We start from the raw sequence: 20,124 nt of genomic DNA on the forward strand, positions 1-20,124 counted from the left end.
GAACGTCGGTGCTTAACGGATCAAGGCTACGCTGGCGGCGGGGCTATCTCTGGCTGATAGTCCCGCTGCTGGTTGCCACTTTTATCTGGCTGGGGGATAAGCTTTGGCCGTTGCCGCTGCAAGAGGTCAATCCGGCCCGAGTGGTGGTGGCGGCAGACGGCACGCCGCTTTGGCGTTTTGCTGATGCCGAAGGGATCTGGCGTTATCCCGTCGCACTGAATCAGGTTTCTCCCCGCTACCTGGAAGCGCTAATCGGCTATGAGGATCGCTGGTTTTGGGATCATCCTGGCGTCAATCCGCTCTCTATTTTGCGCGCGGCCTGGCAGGATCTGCGCAATGGGGAAGTGATCTCTGGTGGCAGTACGCTGACAATGCAGGTAGCCCGCTTATTGGATCCCCATCCTCGTACACTCGGCGGCAAAATACGTCAGGTCTGGCGGGCCTTTCAGCTTGAGTGGCATCTTTCCAAAACGGAGATCCTGACGCTCTACCTTAATCGTGCCCCCTTTGGCGGCACACTACAGGGGATCGGCGCGGCAAGCTGGGCGTATCTTGGAAAAGCGCCTGAGCAGCTAAGTTATTCAGAAGCGGCCTTGCTTGCCGTGCTGCCTCAGGCTCCCAGCCGCCTGCGGCCCGATCGCTGGCCTGAACGAGCGCAACAGGCGCGGGATAAGGTTTTACGCCGTATGGCGGAACAGAGCGTCTGGTCGCAAAAGCAGATTGATGAGGCTTTGCAGGAGCCTGTTTGGCTGGCACCGCGACAGATGCCGCAGCTGGCTCCGCTGCTGTCGCGGGCACTGGTATCGAAAAGCAAGTCAACGTTGATTGCGACCACGATAAATGCTCCTTTACAGCGCCAGCTGGAAGAGCTGGCGCTGAACTGGAAATCACGCCTGCCGCCTCGCTCCTCGCTGGCCATGCTGGTGGTTGATCACACTACAATGCAGGTTCGCGCGTGGGTGGGATCGGCGGATATTAACGATGACAGCCGATTTGGGCATGTCGATATGATCACCGCGATTCGCTCGCCGGGGTCCGTGTTAAAGCCTTTTGTTTACGGCATGGCAATGGATGACGGGCTGATTCATCCGGCGTCGTTGTTGCAGGACGTTCCGCGTCGGTTCGGCGATTATCGCCCTGGGAACTTCGACACCGGTTTTCACGGGCCGGTAAGCATGAGCGATGCCCTGGTGCGTTCGCTGAATTTACCTGCTGTTCAGGTGCTTGAGGCCTACGGGCCGAAGCGTTTTGCCGGGCAGATGGGCAACGTGGGGCTTAATCTTCGCTTTCCTCAGGGCAGTGAGCCCAACCTGTCGCTTATTCTTGGGGGCGGTGGCGCCAGGCTGGACCAGATAGTGGCAGCCTACGGCGCGTTTGCCCGTCATGGCAAGGCCGCTCAGTTGCGGGTTTTGGAAAGTGATGCCCTGCGAGAGCGCCCTCTGATGTCGCCGGGAGCTGCGTGGGTGATTCGCCGTATTCTTGCCGGGGAGGCCCAGCCTCAGCCGGATGCTTCTTTACCTCCCGTCGTCCCTCTGGCGTGGAAAACCGGGACCAGTTACGGGTATCGTGATGCCTGGGCCATAGGCATTAATTCGCGCTATCTGATTGGCATCTGGACCGGCAGGCCTGATAGCACGCCGGTGGCGGGGCAGTTTGGGTTAGGGAGTGCCGTACCGCTGCTTAATCAGGTGAATAATTTGCTGCAGGCTAATTCGCGCGTGCAGCAGCTCCATTTACCGACCGATCCCCGGCCCACTTCCGTTACGGCCGCAGAGATCTGCTGGCCTGGCGGCCAGGCATTGCCAGCCGGGGATATGAACTGTCGTCGACGGCTGGCAACATGGCTTCTGGACGATGCTCAGCCGCCCACGCTGCTGGCACCGGGGCAAGAAGGCGCTCAGGGAACGCGTCAGCTTATTTGGGTGGATGCGCAGGGTAAGCGAGTGGCAGCCGATTGCCCTGGGGCTATTCAACAGGCAGTTGCTCTCTGGCCATTGCCCCTTGAACCCTGGCTACCCCCGACTGAGCGCCGTGCTGCTCGTTTGCCAGCAGTTTCAGCCAGTTGCCCACCGCTACAGAAAGAGAGTGCAACGCCGCTGCTGCTGCTCGGCGTGCGTGACGGCACTATTTTGAAACGCTTACCGGGGCAGATGCAGCTCCCGCTACGGCTTTCCAGCCAGGGCGGGCAGGGCCAGCGGTGGTGGTTCATTAACGGAGAAAGCGAAGAGAGCAAAGGCGACGGGCTGGCCTTAATGCTCAATAAACCGGGCGACTATCAGGTCGTGGTGATGGATGAGTCCGGGCAAGTTGCCAGCGCGACCTTTACCCTGCAGTGACGGCAAAACGTGAAATTTCACCCGCTGCAGCAATAGTGTTGCCAAAACTAATCTTATTTTAAAAAAATGTTATCTCCATCCATAGGCAACGACAAACTTGCTCTTTATAATCTGCGCCAATTTCATAACCGGGTTTCCCCGGACACACAGAACATCTACAGAGGTAATCATGGCTATTGAACGTACTTTTTCCATCATCAAACCAAACGCGGTGGCAAAAAACGTTATTGGTAACATTTATGCTCGTTTTGAATCTGCAGGGTTTAAAATCGTTGGCGCAAAAATGCTGCACCTGACCGTTGAGCAGGCTCGTGGTTTCTACGCCGAGCACGACGGTAAGCCGTTCTTCGACGGTCTGGTGGAGTTCATGACTTCTGGCCCAATCGTTGTTTCCGTGCTGGAAAGCGAAAACGCAGTGCAGCGTCACCGTGACCTGCTGGGCGCAACTAACCCGGCTAACGCACTGGCTGGTACTCTGCGTGCAGACTACGCAGACAGCTTCACCGAAAACGGCACCCACGGTTCTGACTCCGTAGAATCCGCAGCCCGTGAAATCGCCTACTTCTTCGGCGAAGGCGAAGTGTGCCCACGCACACGTTGATATTTCTAAATCTGTAAGCGAATTTACACTTAATATCTTAGTTGTTCGCTTTCAGTCGTGGCATCTATGCCATAGAATTTGTACAATGCAACGCCCCCGGAAGAGCCTGCTCACCGGGGCGTTTCTTTTTCTAACCCTCCAGGGGCCATAACGTGTAACAACGAGGCCGGAAAACATTATGTCTGAAATGAACACGCCTGAAGCAACACCTGTTGTTGTTTCCAATAAAGCCGAAAAAATTAACCTGCTCGATCTCAACCGCCAGCAGCTGCGCGAGTTTTTCGCCGAGCTGGGTGAAAAACCTTTCCGTGCAGATCAGGTCATGAAGTGGATGTATCACTACTGCAGTGATGATTTCGACGAAATGACGGACATCAACAAGGTCCTGCGCAATAAGCTGAAAGAGATCGCCGAGATTCGTGCACCTGAAGTTGCTGAAGAGCAACGTTCTGCCGACGGTACCATCAAGTGGGCAATCAAAATTGCCGACCAGCTGGTGGAAACGGTGTATATCCCGGAGGAAGACCGCGCCACGCTGTGTGTTTCTTCTCAGGTTGGCTGTGCGCTGGAATGTAAATTCTGCTCAACCGCGCAGCAGGGCTTTAACCGTAACCTGCGCGTGTCTGAAATTATTGGTCAAGTCTGGCGCGCGGCGAAGATTATCGGTGCGCAGAAGAAAACCGGCGTGCGTCCTATCACCAACGTGGTGATGATGGGCATGGGCGAACCGCTGCTGAACCTGAACAACGTTGTTCCGGCAATGGAAATTATGCTCGACGACTTTGGCTTTGGTCTGTCCAAACGCCGCGTCACGCTTTCTACCTCTGGTGTGGTACCCGCACTGGATAAGCTCGGGGATATGATTGATGTCGCGCTGGCAATTTCGCTGCACGCGCCGACCGATGATATTCGCGATGAAATCATGCCGATCAACAAGAAGTACAACATCGAAACCTTCCTGGCGGCCGTTCGTCGTTACCTGGAGAAATCCAACGCCAACCAGGGCCGCGTCACGGTGGAATACGTTCTGCTGGATCACGTCAATGATGGTACCGAACATGCGCATCAACTGGCTGAATGCCTGAAAGATACGCCATGCAAAATCAACCTGATTCCATGGAACCCGTTCCCGGGCGCACCATACGGCCGCAGCTCCAACAGCCGTATCGATCGTTTCTCTAAAGTGCTGATGAGCTATGGTTTCACCACCATTGTTCGCAAGACACGCGGCGACGATATCGACGCGGCATGTGGTCAGTTGGCGGGGGAAGTGATCGACCGTACCAAACGCACTATGCGTAAACGTATGCAGGGCGAACCTATTGCCGTAAAAGCTGTTTGATTGTAGATGGCGATTTGCCGCGCTGGGCGAGGGTGCCTGGCGCGGTATAAAAAACGGGCAAAAGTGCATGAACAGTCAATAACGTGGCCTAATACATCATTCAGCATAATAATTACGGTGCGTTTCTGGCGGCTTTAAGGCAGTATGTAGCGTCGCAACAACAGTTTAGTTGTGCCCATTTCGTAAAGTTAACGGACAGCCAGCCAAAGGCTGACTATGGTTAACTAACCGGCGAGTCCGGTAGCCCGTAAAAATGCCAGCTAGCGCTAACAGCATGGCGGGAATCGGGAATTTTTACTGAGGGCTAGCCTTCAGGTATCAGATTTGTTTCGCGGTGCGAGTCAATCTGACGTAGCGGAGACGCTGCGGTACAGGACTTGTGCCAAATTCTTTAATTTGAACAGTACCAGCAGTTGTAGCTAATGAATACTGAAGCCACTAACGAATCAAATGCAGCACAAACCACAGGCCAGCGTTTACGTAATGCACGTGAGCAAATGGGGCTCAGCCAGCAGGCTGTGGCCGAACGCCTGTGCCTGAAAGTTTCCACCGTCAGGGATATCGAAGACGACAAGGCGCCTGCCGAGCTGGCGTCTACTTTCCTGCGTGGCTATATCCGCTCTTATGCGCGACTGGTTCGTATTCCTGAAGAAGAGCTGTTGCCGATGATGGCGAAACAGGCACCGATTAAGGCAGCCAAAGTTGAGCCGATGCAAAGCTTCTCTCTTGGTAAGCGTCGTAAAAAGCGCGACGGCTGGCTGATGAGCTTTACCTGGCTGATTCTGTTCGTGGTGATTGGCCTGACCGGCGCATGGTGGTGGCAAAATCACAAAGCGCAGCAGGAAGAGCTGTCGACCATGGCCGATCAATCTTCCACCGAACTTTCAACCAGCGGCGGCCAGTCTGTGCCGCTGAACACCGGCAGTGATACGCCTGCCGATGCAACATCTACTACATCAACACCTGCGCAACCTGTTGAACTGCCTACGCCAGTAGAGAACACCGCTTCTTCTTCTGCGCCAGCTCAGCAAAACGCTACTGCAAATGCGGCTCAGCAATCTGCCGTTGTGGCGCCAAGCCAGGCACCTGTTGATAACGCCCAGACAACGCCAGCCCCAACCGCAGGCCAACTGCCAACCGATCAGGCTGGCGTGAATCAGACTGCGGACGCCTCTCAAGGGCTGTCTATGCACTTCACCGCTGACTGCTGGCTGGAAGTGACTGACGCCAGCGGCAAAAAGCTGTTTAGCGGCCTGCAGCGCAAAGATGCGAAGCTCGATTTAGCGGGTAAAGCGCCTTATAAACTGAAAATTGGCGCACCGTCAGCAGTACAGGTTCAATATCAGGGCAAACCTGTGGACCTGAGTCGCTTTATCAGAACTAACCAGGTTGCACGTCTCACTGTCGGTGCTGAATAATCAGCGCCAGTTCAGACGCGTAATTGTGGAGATTTACCATGCATAATGCCGCACCCATCCAACGTCGCAAATCCAAGCGGATCTACGTCGGTAATGTGCCAATCGGCGATGGTGCCCCTATCGCCGTTCAGTCGATGACCAATACGCGCACCACCGATGTGGAAGCCACGGTTAATCAAATCAAAGCATTAGAACGCGTGGGTGCCGACATCGTTCGTGTATCCGTGCCGACAATGGACGCCGCAGAGGCGTTTAAGCTTATCAAGCAGCAGGTCAGCGTCCCGCTGGTCGCCGATATTCACTTCGATTACCGTATTGCGCTTAAAGTCGCAGAGTACGGCGTTGATTGCCTGCGTATTAACCCCGGCAACATCGGCAACGAAGAGCGTATTCGCTCGGTGGTTGACTGCGCACGCGATAAAAACATTCCTATCCGTATCGGCGTGAATGCCGGTTCTCTGGAAAAAGATCTGCAGGAAAAATACGGCGAGCCGACGCCTCAGGCGCTGCTCGAATCCGCCATGCGCCACGTCGATCATCTGGATCGTCTCAACTTCGATCAGTTTAAGGTGAGCGTAAAAGCGTCAGACGTATTCCTGGCCGTTGAGTCTTATCGCCTGCTGGCAAAACAGATCGATCAGCCGCTGCACCTCGGGATCACCGAAGCGGGCGGCGCGCGAGCGGGTTCTGTCAAATCCGCTATCGGCCTCGGGCTGCTGCTCTCTGAAGGGATCGGTGACACGCTGCGCATTTCCCTGGCGGCAGATCCGGTGGAAGAGATCAAAGTGGGCTTCGACATCCTTAAGTCGCTGCGCATTCGCTCCCGTGGGATCAACTTTATCGCCTGTCCAACTTGCTCACGTCAGGAGTTTGACGTTATCGGGACGGTAAACGCCCTGGAGCAGCGCCTGGAAGACATTATCACCCCGATGGACGTTTCCATTATCGGCTGCGTGGTGAATGGCCCGGGTGAAGCGCTGGTTTCCACGCTTGGGGTGACCGGCGGCAATAAAAAAAGTGGTTTCTACGAAGATGGCGTCCGCCAGCGAGATCGTATGGACAACGACGACATGATTGCGCAGCTTGAAGCGCGTATTCGTGCCAAAGCCAGCATGCTGGATGAAAAACAGCGTATTGATATCCAACAGCTGGAAAAATAATGCGAAGCATGGGAAGCACAGGGCTTCCCGTGTATGATTGAGCCCGCACGGCCGTTTACCTGAGTAAGTGGCCTGATTTCGGGTTCATTTTTTGTATATAAAGCAGAGAACAAACGTGGCAAAAAATATTCAAGCCATTCGCGGCATGAACGATTACCTGCCGGGCGAAACCGCCATCTGGCAGCGTATTGAAGGCATTCTTAAGCAGGTGCTCGCGAGCTACGGTTACAGCGAAATCCGTTTGCCGATTGTAGAGCAGACCCCGTTATTCAAACGCGCTATCGGTGAAGTCACCGACGTGGTTGAAAAAGAGATGTATACCTTTGAGGATCGCAACGGCGACAGCCTGACCCTGCGTCCTGAGGGCACCGCGGGCTGCGTGCGTGCCGGTATCGAACATGGTCTTCTGTACAATCAGGAACAGCGTTTGTGGTACATCGGGCCGATGTTCCGCCACGAACGTCCTCAGAAAGGGCGTTACCGCCAGTTTAATCAGCTGGGTGTGGAAGTGTTTGGCCTGAACGGTCCGGATATCGACGCCGAGCTTATCATGCTGACCGCTCGCTGGTGGCGCGCGCTGGGTATTGACCAGCACGTCAGCCTGGAGCTGAACTCCATCGGTTCTCTGGAAGCGCGCGCTAACTACCGTGATGCGCTGGTTGCTTTCCTGGAACAGCATAAAGAGAAGCTGGACGAAGACTGCAAACGCCGCATGTACAGCAACCCGCTGCGCGTGCTGGACTCCAAAAATCAGGACGTTCAGGCTCTGCTGAACGACGCGCCTCAGCTGGGCGATTACCTGGATGAAGAGTCCCGCGAGCATTTCGCCGGTCTGTGCCAGTTCCTGGATGCGGCAGGCATTGCTTACACCGTTAACCAGCGTCTGGTTCGCGGCCTGGATTACTACAACCGCACCGTGTTTGAGTGGGTGACCAATAGCCTGGGCTCTCAGGGTACCGTGTGTGCCGGTGGCCGCTACGATGGTCTGGTGGAGCAGCTTGGCGGGCGCGCGGCGCCAGCGGTTGGCTTTGCCATGGGCCTCGAACGCCTTGTTTTACTGGTTCAGGCGATTAATCCTGAATTTAAAGCAGAATCCGTTGTCGATATGTACCTGATATCTTCAGGTCAGGGAACGCAGGGCGCGGCAATGCTGCTGGCTGAAAAGCTACGTGACCAGGTGCCGGCCCTGAAATTGATGACTAACTACGGCGGCGGTAACTTCAAGAAGCAGTTCGTTCGTGCCGACAAGTGGGGCGCTCGCGTTGCACTGGTGCTGGGCGAAGATGAAGTCGCTAAAGGCGAAGTCGTGGTTAAGGATTTACGCACAGGTGAGCAACAAAACGTCGCGCAAGCTGACGCTGCCGCCCATCTGCAGGCGTTACTGGGTTAATTACCCGGTGATTATTCGTTAAGGAGAAGGACTGCGTGGAAGTTTACGAGAACGAAAACGATCAGATGGAAGCGGTTAAACGCTTCTTTGCGGAAAACGGCAAAGCGCTGGTAGTCGGGGTTGTGCTGGGTATCGGCGCTCTGGTGGGCTGGCGTTACTGGAACGGCCACCAGGACGACTCCATGCGTGAAGCCTCCCTGGCTTACCAGAATGTGACCAGCGCGGTGAAAGCAGACCAGCCGCAAACGCTGGAAGCGGTCGAGAAATTTGCCGCTGATAACAAAAACACCTACGGCGCGCTGGCGGCGTTAGAGCTGGCGCAGCAGTTCGTGGATAAAAACGAGCTGGATAAAGCGGCAACGCAGCTGCAAAACGGCCTTAGCAGCACCAAAGATGCGAACATGCAGGCGCTGATCAATCTGCGTCTGGCTCGCATTCAGATTCAGCAGAAACAGGCTGATGCCGCGCTGAAAACCCTGGATAGCGTAAAAGGCGAAGGCTGGGTAGCGATGGTTGCCGACCTGCGCGGCGAAGCGCTGCTCAGTAAAGGGGATAAGCAGGGCGCTCGTGATGCGTGGAGCAAAGGTTCACAGACCAATGCTTCTCCGGCCCTGCGTGAAATGATGCAGATGAAAATCAATAATTTGTCCAGCTAAGAGGGACCCGATGCAATTGCGTAAACTATTTGTGCCTGGGCTGCTCTCCTTGACGCTGCTCAGCGGCTGCTCCCTGTTCAGCGGCGAAGAAGATGTGGTTAAAATGTCCCCGCTGCCAACGGTGGAAAATCAGTTCACTCCGGCAAAAGCGTGGAGCACGTCCGTGGGTGATGGAATCGGTGATTTCTACTCTAACCTGCATCCGGCGTGGCAGGGCAGCACCATTTATGCTGCTGACCGTCGCGGTACCGTGAAGGCGCTGAATGCGGATGACGGCAAAGAAGAGTGGAAGGTCGATCTCTCTGAGAAAACCGGCTTCTTCTCCAGCAATATTCCTGCTCTGCTGTCCGGCGGCCTGACCGTTGACGGCGGCCACGTTTATGTTGGCACCGAAAAAGCGAAAGTCTTCGCCCTGAACACCTCCGACGGCAGCATCGCCTGGCAGGCAAAAGTGGCTGGCGAAGCGCTGTCTCGCCCGGTTGTGAGCGACGGCGTGGTGCTGATTCATACCAGCAACGGTATGCTGCAGGCGCTGAACGAAGCTGACGGCGCGGTAAAATGGAGCGTTAACCTCGATATGCCTGCGCTGTCTCTGCGCGGTGAATCGGCTCCGGCCACCGCCTTTGGTGCCGCTATTGTCGGCGGAGATAACGGCCGCGTAAGCGCCGTGCTGATGCAGCAGGGCCAGCTTATCTGGCAGCAGCGTATCTCCCAGGCGACTGGCGCGACAGAAATTGACCGCCTGAGCGACGTGGATACTACGCCGGTTATCGTGAATGGCGTGGTTTATGCTCTGGCTTACAACGGCAACCTGACGGCGCTGGATCTGCGTTCCGGCCAGATCATGTGGAAACGTGAGATGGGCTCGGTGAACGACTTCATCGTGGACGGGAACCGCATTTACCTGGTGGATCAGAATGACCGCGTTGTTGCGCTGAACGTAGACGGCGGCGTAACGCTGTGGACGCAAAGCGATCTGCTGCACCGCAACCTGACCGCGCCAGTGCTGTACAATGGCTACCTGGTCGTTGGCGACAGCGAAGGCTACATGCACTGGATCAACAACGATGATGGGCGCTTTGTTGCCCAGCAGAAAGTGGACAGCTCCGGCTTCCAGACGACGCCAGTGGTTGCCAGCGACAAACTGCTTATCCAGGCAAAAGACGGCACGCTGTACGCCATCAAACGCTAAACTTGTCGGATAATCGTCACGTTTGAAACGGTTCCCGTAGTTCGGGAGCCGTTTTGGCTTTTTAAAAACAGCCGAAAATTGACGCTGTTTTATTAATAAATTTTGAGTAATGAGGCTTTTATAATGGTACCTGTGGTCGCGCTTGTTGGGCGCCCTAACGTCGGTAAATCGACCCTGTTTAACCGCTTAACGCGTACCCGCGATGCGCTGGTTGCGGATTTTCCGGGGCTGACTCGCGATCGCAAGTACGGTCGTGCGGAAGTCGAAGGCCGCGAGTTTATCTGTATTGATACCGGCGGTATCGATGGCACGGAAGACGGTGTGGAAACGCGCATGGCCGAGCAGTCGCTGCTGGCGATTGAAGAGGCGGATGTTGTGCTGTTCATGGTGGATGCACGTGCGGGCCTGATGCCTGCCGATGAAGCCATCGCTCAGCACCTGCGCTCCCGCCAGAAGCCAACTTTCCTGGTAGCGAACAAGACCGACGGTCTTGACCCGGACCAGGCGGTGATTGACTTCTACTCTCTGGGCCTCGGCGAAATCCACCCGATTGCGGCTTCCCATGGCCGCGGTGTGACCAGCCTGCTGGAACACGTTCTGGTGCCGTGGATGGACGATATCGACCCGCGCGAACAGCCGGCAGAGATGGACGAAGACGAAGCCTACTGGGCCGCGTTTAACGCCAAAAACGGCATTGTGTCCGATGACGAAGAGTTTGAGGAAGAAGAGGAGGAAGAAGCCTTCAATCCTCAGGATCTGCCTATCAAGCTCGCTATCGTTGGCCGTCCTAACGTAGGTAAGTCTACGCTAACTAACCGTATCCTCGGCGAAGAACGCGTTGTCGTTTATGACATGCCGGGCACCACCCGCGACAGCATCTATATCCCGATGGAGCGTGACGAGCGTGAATTCGTGCTGATTGATACTGCGGGCGTGCGTAAGCGCGGGAAAATTACTGACACGGTAGAAAAATTCTCGGTAATCAAAACTCTGCAAGCGATCGAAGATGCGAACGTTGTGCTGCTGGTTATCGATGCCCGCGAAGGCATTTCCGATCAGGATCTCTCGCTGCTGGGCTTCATCCTGAATAGTGGGCGCTCACTGGTAATCGTGGTCAACAAGTGGGATGGTCTGAGCAACGAAGTTCGCGAGCAGGTGAAAGAGACGCTGGACTACCGTCTGGGCTTTATCGACTTCGCCCGCGTGCACTTCATCTCCGCTTTGCACGGCAGCGGCGTAGGTAACCTGTTCGAATCCGTGCGTGAAGCCTACGACAGCTCCACGCGTCGCGTAAGCACCGCGCTGCTGACCCGCATCATGAACATGGCGGCAGAAGACCATCAGCCACCGCTGGTGCGTGGCCGTCGCGTTAAGCTGAAATACGCGCACGCCGGTGGCTATAACCCGCCAATCGTGGTGATTCACGGCAACCAGGTAAAAGATCTGCCGGATTCCTACAAGCGTTATCTGATGAACTACTTCCGCAAATCGCTGGACGTGATGGGGACGCCAATCCGCATTCAGTTCAAGGAAGGGGAGAACCCGTTCGCCGGGAAACGTAACACCCTGACGCCGAACCAGATGCGTAAGCGTAAGCGTCTCATCAAGCACATCAAGAAAAGTAAGTAATTCGGACGGGAGCATTAAGCTCCCGTTTTACTTTATGGAGATACCACATGGAACTGAATTGCCCGGCGTGTAACAACGAACTGAAACAAACGGACGATGGGGCGCACTGCGATGCCTGCGGGAAGGACTTCCGCCTGGAAGCGCTTTGCCCGGACTGTCACAAGCCGCTGCAGGTGCTGAAAGCGTGTGGGGCGGTGGATTATTTCTGCCAGAACGGCCACGGGCTGATTTCTAAAAAGCGCGTAGAGTTTGTGCCCGCCGCACTCTGAGTGGCTTATTTGTCTTTCGCTGCGGGCTTACGTTTCCGCGGCGCTTTCACCGGCTTAATGCCTGTCACCTGACTTTCGACCCAGCCGTCATCCAGACGCGTGGTTAGCGTGTCCCCAGACTTCACCTGTTTGGTTTTCTTCAGCACTTTGCCGTCTTCGGCGGTGGTCACGCTGTAGCCGCGCGCGAGCGTCGCCAGCGGGCTGACGGCTTCCAGCTGGGCGAGCGCGGTGCCAAAGCGTTGTTTCGTCTGGCTAAGCTGAGCGCTTACTAACTGCGACAGGCGGTATTCCAGCTGCTGTAAGCGAGACTGGGCGCGGTGAATGCGGGGCTGAGGCTGCTGCTGGTTCAGGCGCTGGCTAAGGCGCAGCTGCTGCTGACTCGCCCGGCGCATTTTGCCGTCCATTGCCACGGTCAGACGCTGGCGCAGGCGCTCAAGCGTGGTTTGCTGGCGGGCTAAACGTAGCTGAGGATGCTGCTGCTGCAGGCGGTGGTGTAGCTGGGTAAACCGCCGTGAGCGCTGGGCGAGGTAATAGTCCATCGCCATTTCCATACGCTGCTGCTGGGACTGGATTTGGCGCAGTAACTCCGTCTGATTACGGCTGACGATTTCTGCTGCGGCGGACGGCGTCGGCGCACGTAAATCAGCGACAAAATCGGCGATCGTGACGTCAGTTTCATGCCCTACGGCACTAACGACGGGGATCTTGCTTGCGAAAATTGCCCGTGCAACCCGCTCATCGTTAAAGCTCCACAGGTCTTCCAGCGAGCCGCCGCCGCGCCCGACAATCAGCACGTCACATTCGTTGCGCAGGTTGGCTAACTCAATGGCGCGCACAATCTGCAGCGGGGCGTCTGCGCCCTGAACGGCGGTCGGGTAGATGATGACCGGCAGCGACGGATCGCGGCGCTGTAATACATGCAGCACGTCATGCAGGGCCGCACCAGTTTTAGAGGTAATCACGCCGACCTGGCGAGCCGGAGCGGGCAGGGGCTGCTTGTGCAACGGGTCGAAAAGCCCTTCGGCGCTCAGCTTCTGTTTCAACTGCTCGTACTGCTGCTGCAACAGCCCTTCACCGGCGGGCTGCATGCTTTCGACAATGATCTGGTAGTCGCCGCGCGGTTCGTAAAGCGTGATGTTAGCGCGCACTAACACCTGCTGGCCGTGCTGCGGGCGGAAGGTCACGCGGCGGTTGCTGTTGCGGAACATCGCGCAGCGCACCTGGGCGGTATCGTCCTTTAGCGTGAAGTACCAGTGGCCCGATGAAGGCTGGCTTAAGTTAGAGATTTCACCGCTGATCCAGACCTGCCCCATTTCCTGCTCAAGCAGCAAACGCACCGTCTGATTCAGGCGAGAAACGGTAAAAATTGAGGGGGAATTTTGTGTCGACATGTGAGCTGGATCAAATTCTAAATCAGCAGGTTATTAGGTCGATAGTACCTTCCGTTTCGCTATTAGCAAGGAGTTTTGCGAAAAAAGTGTGGATGCAATCGCTTACGCTCTGTATAATGCCGCGGCAATATTTTATCTGTTCTCATTCACCCCCAGGTTGAGATATTGCCATGCTACGTATCGCTAAAGAAGCACTGACGTTTGACGACGTTCTCCTCGTTCCCGCTCATTCCACCGTTCTGCCGAACACGGCCGACCTCAGCACTCAGCTGACCAAAACTATTCGTCTGAATATCCCTATGCTGTCCGCAGCGATGGATACCGTGACGGAAGCGCGTCTGGCTATCGCTCTGGCGCAGGAAGGTGGCCTTGGTTTCATTCACAAAAACATGTCCATTGAGCGCCAGGCTGAAGAAGTTAAGCGCGTGAAGAAACACGAAAGTGGCGTGGTTACTGACCCGCAAACCGTGCTGCCAACCACCACCCTGCGTGAAGTGAAAGAATTAACCGAGCGTAACGGCTTTGCCGGCTACCCGGTCGTCACCGAAGACAACGAGCTGGTGGGTATCATCACCGGCCGCGACGTGCGCTTTGTGACCGACCTGGCCCAGCCAGTTAGCGTGTACATGACCCCGAAAGAGCGTCTGGTTACCGTGAAAGAAGGCGAAGCGCGCGACGTCGTGCTGTCTAAAATGCACGAAAAACGCGTTGAGAAAGCGCTGGTTGTAGACGCGGGCTTCCACCTGCGCGGCATGATCACCGTGAAAGACTTCCAGAAAGCAGAGCGTAAACCTAACGCCTGTAAAGATGAGCAGGGCCGTCTGCGCGTTGGGGCTGCGGTTGGCGCAGGCGCAGGCAACGAAGAGCGCGTTGACGCGCTGGTCGCTGCTGGCGTTGATATTCTGCTGATTGACTCCTCTCACGGCCACTCCGAAGGCGTTCTGCAACGTATTCGTGAAACCCGTGCTAAATATCCTGACCTGCAAATCATCGGCGGTAACGTAGCAACCGCCGCTGGCGCGCGTGCCCTGGCCGAAGCTGGCTGCAGCGCGGTGAAGGTTGGGATCGGTCCTGGCTCCATCTGTACCACTCGTATTGTTACCGGCGTAGGTGTACCGCAGATCACCGCCGTGGCTGACGCGGTTGAAGCGCTGGAAGGCACCGGTATTCCGGTTATCGCTGACGGCGGTATCCGCTTCTCCGGTGACATCGCGAAAGCCATCGCCGCTGGTGCAGCTGCTGTCATGGTTGGCGGTATGCTGGCAGGTACCGAAGAATCTCCGGGCGAAATCGAACTGTACCAGGGCCGTGCGTTCAAATCTTACCGCGGCATGGGTTCTCTGGGCGCGATGTCCAAAGGCTCTTCTGACCGTTACTTCCAGACCGACAACGCTGCAGACAAACTGGTGCCGGAAGGTATCGAAGGTCGCGTAGCGTACAAAGGCCGTCTGAAAGAGATCGTTCATCAGCAGATGGGTGGCCTGCGTTCCTGCATGGGCCTGACCGGCTGTGGTACTATCGACTTGCTGCGCACCAAAGCAGAATTCGTACGCATCAGCGGCGCGGGCATCCAGGAAAGCCACGTTCACGACGTGACGATCACCAAAGAGTCCCCGAACTACCGTATGGGTTCTTAATCTTTATGCACCCGGCTTTATGCCGGGTGTTTTTGTTTTGTATCACTTGCCTCGGAATTAACGTCAATGACGGAAAACATTCATAAACATCGCATTCTGATCCTCGACTTCGGTTCTCAGTACACTCAACTGGTGGCGCGCCGCGTCCGTGAGCTCGGCGTTTACTGCGAGCTGTGGGCCTGGGATGTTACCGAAGCTCAAATTCGTGAGTTCAACCCAAGCGGCATCATCCTTTCCGGCGGCCCGGAAAGCACCACCGAAGCAAACAGCCCGCGTGCGCCTGAGTACGTGTTCGAAGCCGGCGTGCCGGTGTTCGGCGTTTGCTACGGCATGCAGACCATGGCCATGCAGCTGGGCGGCCACGTTGAAAGCTCTACCGAGCGTGAATTCGGCTACGCGCAGGTTGAAGTGAAAACCGACAGCGCGCTGGTTCGCGGCATCGAAGACTCCCTGAGCGCAGCCGGCCAGCCGCTGCTGGACGTCTGGATGAGCCACGGCGACAAAGTCACCGCCATCCCGTCTGACTTCGTGACCGTTGCCAGCACCGAAACCTGTCCGTTCGCCATTATGGCCAACGAAGAAAAACGCTTCTACGGCGTGCAGTTCCACCCGGAAGTGACCCACACCCGTCAGGGCCAGCGTCTGCTGGAGCGTTTTGTGCTGGAAATCTGCGGCTGTGAAGCGCTGTGGACCCCGGCAAAAATCATCGAAGATGCTATCGTTCGCATCCGCGAGCAGGTGGGTGATGACAAGGTTATCCTCGGCCTGTCCGGCGGCGTTGACTCCTCCGTGACCGCGATGCTGCTGCACCGCGCCATCGGCAAAAACCTGACCTGCGTGTTCGTGGACAACGGCCTGCTGCGCCTGAACGAAGCCCAGCAGGTGATGGACATGTTCGGTGACCACTTCGGCCTGAACATCGTTCACGTTGAAGGCGAAAACCGCTTCCTGACCGCGCTGGCGGGCGAAAACGACCCGGAAGCCAAGCGTAAGATCATCGGCCGCGTGTTCGTGGAAGTGTTCGACGAAGAAGCGCTGAAGCTGGAAGACGTTAAATGGCTGGCGCAGGGCACCATCTACCCTGATGTTATCGAGTCTGCGGCCTCCGCGACCGGCAAAGCGCACGTCATCAAATCTCACCACAACGTGGGCGGCCTGCCGAAAGAGATGAAGATGGGCTTGGTTGAGCCGCTGCGCGAGCTGTTCAAAGACGAAGTGCGTAAGATCGGTCTCGAGCTGGGCCTGCCGTACGACATGCTTTACCGCCACCCGTTCCCAGGCCCAGGCCTTGGCGTTCGCGTGCTGGGCGAAGTGAAGAAAGAGTACTGCGACCTGCTGCGCCGCGCCGACGCTATCTTCATCGAAGAGCTGCACAAAGCCGACCTGTACAACAAAGTGAGCCAGGCGTTCACCGTGTTCCTGCCGGTCCGTTCCGTGGGCGTAATGGGCGATGGCCGCAAGTACGACTGGGTTGTTTCCCTGCGTGCGGTAGAAACCATCGACTTCATGACCGCGCACTGGGCGCACCTGCCGTATGACTTCCTCGGCCGCGTGTCCAACCGCATCATCAACGAAGTGAACGGCATCTCCCGCGTGGTTTACGATATCTCCGGCAAGCCGCCGGCGACGATTGAGTGGGAATAATCACTCTCTTAATTGACTAGATGTGCTGAAAGCCCGCGATTGCGGGCTTTTTTATATTTGTCTTCCCTTACTTATGCAGCTTCATCCCTTTTATCACCTTATCCACCATCTTCTTCGGGCCGCGCATTGCCAGGCCGACCAGGTTCATGCTGTCGGCATCTTCCGCTTTGAACACTTCCCGGTTGGCTGCATCATGCCCGGTGGAAAACATGGCGTGCACGTATGGGATCAGGGTTAGCTCGCGCTCCAGGCCTTTACGGTGAGCGGTTTGCAGCCCGGCGAGATCGGATTCGAAAATCAGCATCGGCTGGCCGGACAAATTGCCGTATTCGCGGCCTTTCGCATCTATGTAGGGCGCGCCCATGATTTCCGGGGAGGCGGCGGCCACGCCGGTGCCGAGAAACGCCACCACGTTCAGGCGCTGCCAGGTGGGTAAATCGTCGCGTACGATAAAGGCAATTTTGGTATCAAACATCTGTCCTGCTTCTCCGTTCATCTTTCTGAGAAAGCATCATCGAAGATAACAGGGCGGTCAGTATAGAACGTTTGTGCAGCGGCGCTGGTAAGCGACAGGGGAGAGGCGATAGGCGCGCTGGAACCAGCGTCCCATATGGCTTTGGTCGGCAAATCCGGTTTGTGAGGCGACCAGCGCTGGCTCTTTCCCCTGCGCCAGCAGCGAACGGGCAGTGCGCAGGCGGAGTCGCACCAGGTAAGCGTGAGGTGACTGGCCAAATGCCTGCTTAAACTGGCGGTTGAGCCGGAACCTGTCGATGCCGGAGTGCAGCGCGAGTTCGTCGAGGCCGATGTCCAGATGCATACGATCGTGAAGGAAATCCCGAACTTCATGCATTTGCCGAAGCGCATCGTTTGAGGTGGAAGGCTGCCTGAGGCTGATGTGACGGGAAAGCAGGGCGATAAGGTGGTCGAGCGTCTGGTCGCACGCGAGTCGCCCTTCGCGATGGTGAACGGCAAAAAACGCCTGCTGAATAGCAATGCTTAGCTGCGGGTCGTCCGCCAGGGTGTTATGGAAAGCGGCTTCCAGCGTGGCGATGTTGCCCAGCCCGCGGCGCTGCATGTGATCGCCCACCCAGGCTTGCGGCAGGTAGAGCATCGCGTAAGTAAAGCCTTCGGCTTCGGGAGCGTGGCCGTCGTGCACCGCGCCGGGTTCAATCAGAATGGCTCTTCCCGGATGGCTGGTGTGCGTGGTGCGGTGGCAGTTAAAGCGCTGGAGCCCCTGCTGCGTAACGCCGACAAGCACTTCATCATGATCGTGCGCGTCATAAGCGTGGCCGGAGAAATGGGCGTTAATGCTCTCTATACCGCTCTCTTCATCGCGGTTGATATCAACCCAGTCGCTGCTTGTTTTGTCGCGCGTTATCATCAATCAGGCCTCGCTTTAAAACGAATTCGGTTTCCGAAAGAGGAGCAGGCTACTCGATGCCATAGAAAAGGAAGTTAAGCGCCGCTTTTATTGTATTTTCATGTTCAGCCGCGCTGCAGTGTTCTGCGCCCAGGATCCGTTCAGGGATGCTCGCGAGTTCATGAGTCATCACAATAAAATCTTCACCGGCCAGATGAATGGATGGGGTGAGTTTGTCCGTGCGTGGCCCTTTATAGTTTTCAGCAGGGAATAAAGGAATGACGACTCGGGTGTTTCTACGCCCAATGATGTTGCTCTGAACATTCAATAAATACGGGTAAGCCGTTGGCTTTCCCGTATTTTTGTAGACGGTGAATTGCATGATTAGAACGTCCTGTAGGTGTCGGATAAAAGGCCGTTTTCTTCCGTGAGCTGGTTCAGATAGTCGATTGCGGCTTCGTTTTCTTTCTTCCAGCGAGCGGCTTCAATCTCCTTGATTTCGGCTTTTAGCGCTTTACGCAACGTTTGTGACAAGTTGATTCCTGCCGCTTTGGCTTCCTGAATCAGATCTGGCTCCAGTGTGACGGTGACGGTTTTTTTCACTCGTATACTTGCTGATGCAGGCATGGCTCCTCCTCAAGAACTGTGTTTTTGTATGTGTTAATAGCGCATACAGTAGCACATATACTGTATGGCTAAAATATCACCAAATGTCTTTGGTTAAAAATCGACTTCATGTCCGGGTTTCAAGCCCGCTATATAAATCCCGAGTGATCTGCTAAAACATCTGGCGATCCGACTCCGGCAAAAGTTAAACAAGACTGAGGTAACGAGCAGCATGAATAAAGCAGATCATCTCCAGGCGGTCACGACCAAAGCCCGGGCGATCATGGCCCGGCACAATATTGAGGCTCTGGTGGTGACCACCCCGGACAACTTTTGCCATGTCACCGGGTTTGCCAGTTTCTTTATGTACACCTTCCGCCACACCGGCGCGGCGCTGGCGGTCATTTTCCGGGATGAGAAGCTGCCTTCGTTGATCGTGATGAACGAGTTTGAGGCGGCTGGCCTGCAGTTTGATCTGGCGAACTATGAGCTGAAGACCTTCCCGGTTTGGGTGGATGTCGACGAGCCTTTTAACCCGCAGCGGGTGGTGAAAGAGCGGCCGATTGGCCCACCGGTGGAGGCCGTTTTCACGCTGCTCAAGTCCACATTGGCGGATGCGGGCGTGCTGGATAAAAACATCGCAATCGAGCTGAATGCGATGAGCAACGGCGGCAAGCAGACGCTGGATAAGGTGATCCCGAATCTACAGCTGGTGGACTCCACGGTAATCTTTAATGAACTGCGGATGGTCAAAAGCCCCTGGGAGATTGCCTTCCTGCGTAAGAGCGCACAGGTAACCGAGTATGGCATCAGTGAAGCTTTTAAGACGATTGGCGCGGGCTGTTCGGCGTGGGATCTCACCGCCGCCTACAAAGCAGCCGTGATGCAGCACCCGGAGACCAACCTGTCGCGCTTCCATTTGATCTCGGTGGGCGATGACTTTGCCCCCAAATTAATCCCGAGCCGCGAACCCGTTAAACCGGGGGATTTAATCAAATTTGACTGCGGCGTGGATGTCGCCGGGTACGGTGCGGATTTGGCGCGAACCGTGGTGTTCGGGCAGCCAACGGCCATGGCCGAGCGAATCTACAAAACCATTTTGCAGGGCCACGAGCATATGCTCAGCCTGATTGGCCCTGGCGTAAAGCTCAGCCATGTGTTTAACGACACGATGAGTAAAATCAAGGCCAATGGCTTGCCGCACTATAATCGCGGCCATTTAGGGCACGGCGATGGGCTGTTCTTAGGCCTGGAAGAGGCGCCGTTCGTGAGCGCTGCGGCAACCGAAACCTTCGAACCGGGTATGGTCTTTAGCGTGGAAACGCCTTACTACGGCATCGGCGTCGGGGCGATCATGCTGGAAGATATGTTGCTCATCACCGATGACGGCTATGAATTGTTTAGCCAGTTACCGAGGACGCTACAGCGTTTTGAGTAAGCTTAATTCGGGGCATTAAGATGCCCCGTTAATCTCTTAATTAAGATATTATTGT

18 protein-coding genes are annotated in these 20,124 nt (G+C 56.0%); 13 read left to right on the top strand and 5 right to left on the bottom strand.

Features of this window, described 5'->3' with window-relative positions; genetic code table 11:
• The first annotated feature begins 8 nt into the window (after nt 1–8).
• From pbpC to WFK85_RS19075, 10 genes are all read left to right on the top strand, one after another.
• Nucleotides 9–2,336: a peptidoglycan glycosyltransferase PbpC gene (gene pbpC / locus WFK85_RS19030; protein WP_336709013.1), complete on the top strand. Its 2,328-nt coding sequence runs from the start codon at nt 9–11 to the stop codon at nt 2,334–2,336.
• Nucleotides 2,337–2,505: 169 nt separating this feature from the next.
• Complete coding sequence (ndk, locus tag WFK85_RS19035; protein WP_039296136.1) at nt 2,506–2,937, top strand: nucleoside-diphosphate kinase; 432 nt, start codon at nt 2,506–2,508, stop codon at nt 2,935–2,937.
• Nucleotides 2,938–3,115: 178 nt separating this feature from the next.
• Complete coding sequence (locus tag WFK85_RS19040) at nt 3,116–4,279, top strand: bifunctional tRNA (adenosine(37)-C2)-methyltransferase TrmG/ribosomal RNA large subunit methyltransferase RlmN (RefSeq protein WP_008459410.1); 1,164 nt, start codon at nt 3,116–3,118, stop codon at nt 4,277–4,279.
• A gap of 422 nt (nt 4,280–4,701) precedes the next feature.
• Complete coding sequence (gene rodZ / locus WFK85_RS19045) at nt 4,702–5,697, top strand: cytoskeleton protein RodZ (RefSeq protein WP_166990476.1); 996 nt, start codon at nt 4,702–4,704, stop codon at nt 5,695–5,697.
• Between the two features lie 38 nt (nt 5,698–5,735).
• Nucleotides 5,736–6,857 (top strand): flavodoxin-dependent (E)-4-hydroxy-3-methylbut-2-enyl-diphosphate synthase, encoded by a 1,122-nt coding sequence (ispG, locus tag WFK85_RS19050; RefSeq protein WP_008459408.1) that lies wholly within the window; start codon nt 5,736–5,738, stop codon nt 6,855–6,857.
• 115 nt (nt 6,858–6,972) lie between these two features.
• The gene (hisS, locus tag WFK85_RS19055; protein WP_008459407.1) at nt 6,973–8,247 is read left to right on the top strand and encodes a histidine--tRNA ligase; all 1,275 of its coding nucleotides are present in this window, start codon (nt 6,973–6,975) and stop codon (nt 8,245–8,247) included.
• 35 nt (nt 8,248–8,282) lie between these two features.
• Complete coding sequence (locus WFK85_RS19060; protein WP_008459406.1) at nt 8,283–8,903, top strand: YfgM family protein; 621 nt, start codon at nt 8,283–8,285, stop codon at nt 8,901–8,903.
• A gap of 10 nt (nt 8,904–8,913) precedes the next feature.
• Complete coding sequence (bamB, locus tag WFK85_RS19065; protein ID WP_166871687.1) at nt 8,914–10,095, top strand: outer membrane protein assembly factor BamB; 1,182 nt, start codon at nt 8,914–8,916, stop codon at nt 10,093–10,095.
• Between the two features lie 123 nt (nt 10,096–10,218).
• The gene (gene der / locus WFK85_RS19070; protein ID WP_008459404.1) at nt 10,219–11,724 is read left to right on the top strand and encodes a ribosome biogenesis GTPase Der; all 1,506 of its coding nucleotides are present in this window, start codon (nt 10,219–10,221) and stop codon (nt 11,722–11,724) included.
• A gap of 47 nt (nt 11,725–11,771) precedes the next feature.
• Entirely contained in the window at nt 11,772–11,993 is a 222-nt protein-coding gene (locus WFK85_RS19075) for a YfgJ family double zinc ribbon protein (RefSeq protein ID WP_166990482.1), read from the top strand.
• Nucleotides 11,994–11,998: 5 nt separating this feature from the next.
• On the opposite strand, the gene xseA is transcribed toward WFK85_RS19075, so the two are convergent.
• Nucleotides 11,999–13,384, bottom strand: a complete 1,386-nt coding sequence (xseA, locus tag WFK85_RS19080) for an exodeoxyribonuclease VII large subunit (protein WP_166990485.1) — start codon at nt 13,382–13,384, stop codon at nt 11,999–12,001.
• 170 nt (nt 13,385–13,554) lie between these two features.
• On the opposite strand from xseA, the gene guaB reads away from it, so the two are divergent.
• Nucleotides 13,555–15,021, top strand: coding sequence for an IMP dehydrogenase (gene guaB / locus WFK85_RS19085; protein WP_008459401.1), 1,467 nt, complete (start codon nt 13,555–13,557; stop codon nt 15,019–15,021).
• A gap of 66 nt (nt 15,022–15,087) precedes the next feature.
• Nucleotides 15,088–16,665, top strand: coding sequence for a glutamine-hydrolyzing GMP synthase (guaA, locus tag WFK85_RS19090; RefSeq protein ID WP_008459400.1), 1,578 nt, complete (start codon nt 15,088–15,090; stop codon nt 16,663–16,665).
• A 67-nt stretch (nt 16,666–16,732) separates the two neighbouring features.
• Here the strand turns inward: guaA and WFK85_RS19095 are convergent, their stop codons facing one another.
• Genes WFK85_RS19095 through WFK85_RS19110 form a run of 4 tightly spaced genes read right to left on the bottom strand, consistent with a single transcriptional unit; the run spans nt 16,733 to nt 18,652 of the window.
• Nucleotides 16,733–17,140 carry a DUF2000 family protein gene (locus WFK85_RS19095; protein WP_336709014.1) on the bottom strand — a complete coding sequence of 136 codons (408 nt, stop codon included), beginning with the start codon at nt 17,138–17,140 and terminating at the stop codon, nt 16,733–16,735.
• 57 nt (nt 17,141–17,197) lie between these two features.
• Nucleotides 17,198–18,046, bottom strand: a complete 849-nt coding sequence (locus WFK85_RS19100; RefSeq protein WP_336709015.1) for an AraC family transcriptional regulator — start codon at nt 18,044–18,046, stop codon at nt 17,198–17,200.
• 49 nt (nt 18,047–18,095) lie between these two features.
• Nucleotides 18,096–18,407, bottom strand: a complete 312-nt coding sequence (locus tag WFK85_RS19105) for a CcdB family protein (protein WP_166862177.1) — start codon at nt 18,405–18,407, stop codon at nt 18,096–18,098.
• Nucleotides 18,408–18,409: 2 nt separating this feature from the next.
• Complete coding sequence (locus tag WFK85_RS19110) at nt 18,410–18,652, bottom strand: type II toxin-antitoxin system CcdA family antitoxin (RefSeq protein ID WP_034809527.1); 243 nt, start codon at nt 18,650–18,652, stop codon at nt 18,410–18,412.
• Nucleotides 18,653–18,863: 211 nt separating this feature from the next.
• Here WFK85_RS19110 and WFK85_RS19115 point away from each other — a divergent pair, with 211 nt between their 5' ends.
• On the top strand, nt 18,864–20,069 hold the full coding sequence (locus WFK85_RS19115) for a M24 family metallopeptidase (protein ID WP_336709016.1): 1,206 nt from the start codon (nt 18,864–18,866) through the stop codon (nt 20,067–20,069).
• The last annotated feature ends 55 nt before the right edge of the window (nt 20,070–20,124 follow it).

Source organism: Cedecea sp. VD22 (assembly GCF_037150195.1).
Taxonomy (GTDB): domain Bacteria; phylum Pseudomonadota; class Gammaproteobacteria; order Enterobacterales; family Enterobacteriaceae; genus Cedecea.

Coding starts and splice junctions, on each gene's coding strand:
- WFK85_RS19115 (WP_336709016.1), top strand. CDS start 18,864: ATGAATAAAGCAGATCATCTCCAGGCGGTCACGACCAAAGCCCGGGCG.
- rodZ (WP_166990476.1), top strand. CDS start 4,702: ATGAATACTGAAGCCACTAACGAATCAAATGCAGCACAAACCACAGGC.
- WFK85_RS19105 (WP_166862177.1), bottom strand. CDS start 18,407: ATGCAATTCACCGTCTACAAAAATACGGGAAAGCCAACGGCTTACCCG.
- xseA (WP_166990485.1), bottom strand. CDS start 13,384: ATGTCGACACAAAATTCCCCCTCAATTTTTACCGTTTCTCGCCTGAAT.
- ndk (WP_039296136.1), top strand. CDS start 2,506: ATGGCTATTGAACGTACTTTTTCCATCATCAAACCAAACGCGGTGGCA.
- der (WP_008459404.1), top strand. CDS start 10,219: ATGGTACCTGTGGTCGCGCTTGTTGGGCGCCCTAACGTCGGTAAATCG.
- WFK85_RS19040 (WP_008459410.1), top strand. CDS start 3,116: ATGTCTGAAATGAACACGCCTGAAGCAACACCTGTTGTTGTTTCCAAT.
- ispG (WP_008459408.1), top strand. CDS start 5,736: ATGCATAATGCCGCACCCATCCAACGTCGCAAATCCAAGCGGATCTAC.
- WFK85_RS19075 (WP_166990482.1), top strand. CDS start 11,772: ATGGAACTGAATTGCCCGGCGTGTAACAACGAACTGAAACAAACGGAC.
- WFK85_RS19110 (WP_034809527.1), bottom strand. CDS start 18,652: ATGCCTGCATCAGCAAGTATACGAGTGAAAAAAACCGTCACCGTCACA.
- guaB (WP_008459401.1), top strand. CDS start 13,555: ATGCTACGTATCGCTAAAGAAGCACTGACGTTTGACGACGTTCTCCTC.
- guaA (WP_008459400.1), top strand. CDS start 15,088: ATGACGGAAAACATTCATAAACATCGCATTCTGATCCTCGACTTCGGT.
- WFK85_RS19095 (WP_336709014.1), bottom strand. CDS start 17,140: ATGTTTGATACCAAAATTGCCTTTATCGTACGCGACGATTTACCCACC.
- WFK85_RS19100 (WP_336709015.1), bottom strand. CDS start 18,046: ATGATAACGCGCGACAAAACAAGCAGCGACTGGGTTGATATCAACCGC.
- bamB (WP_166871687.1), top strand. CDS start 8,914: ATGCAATTGCGTAAACTATTTGTGCCTGGGCTGCTCTCCTTGACGCTG.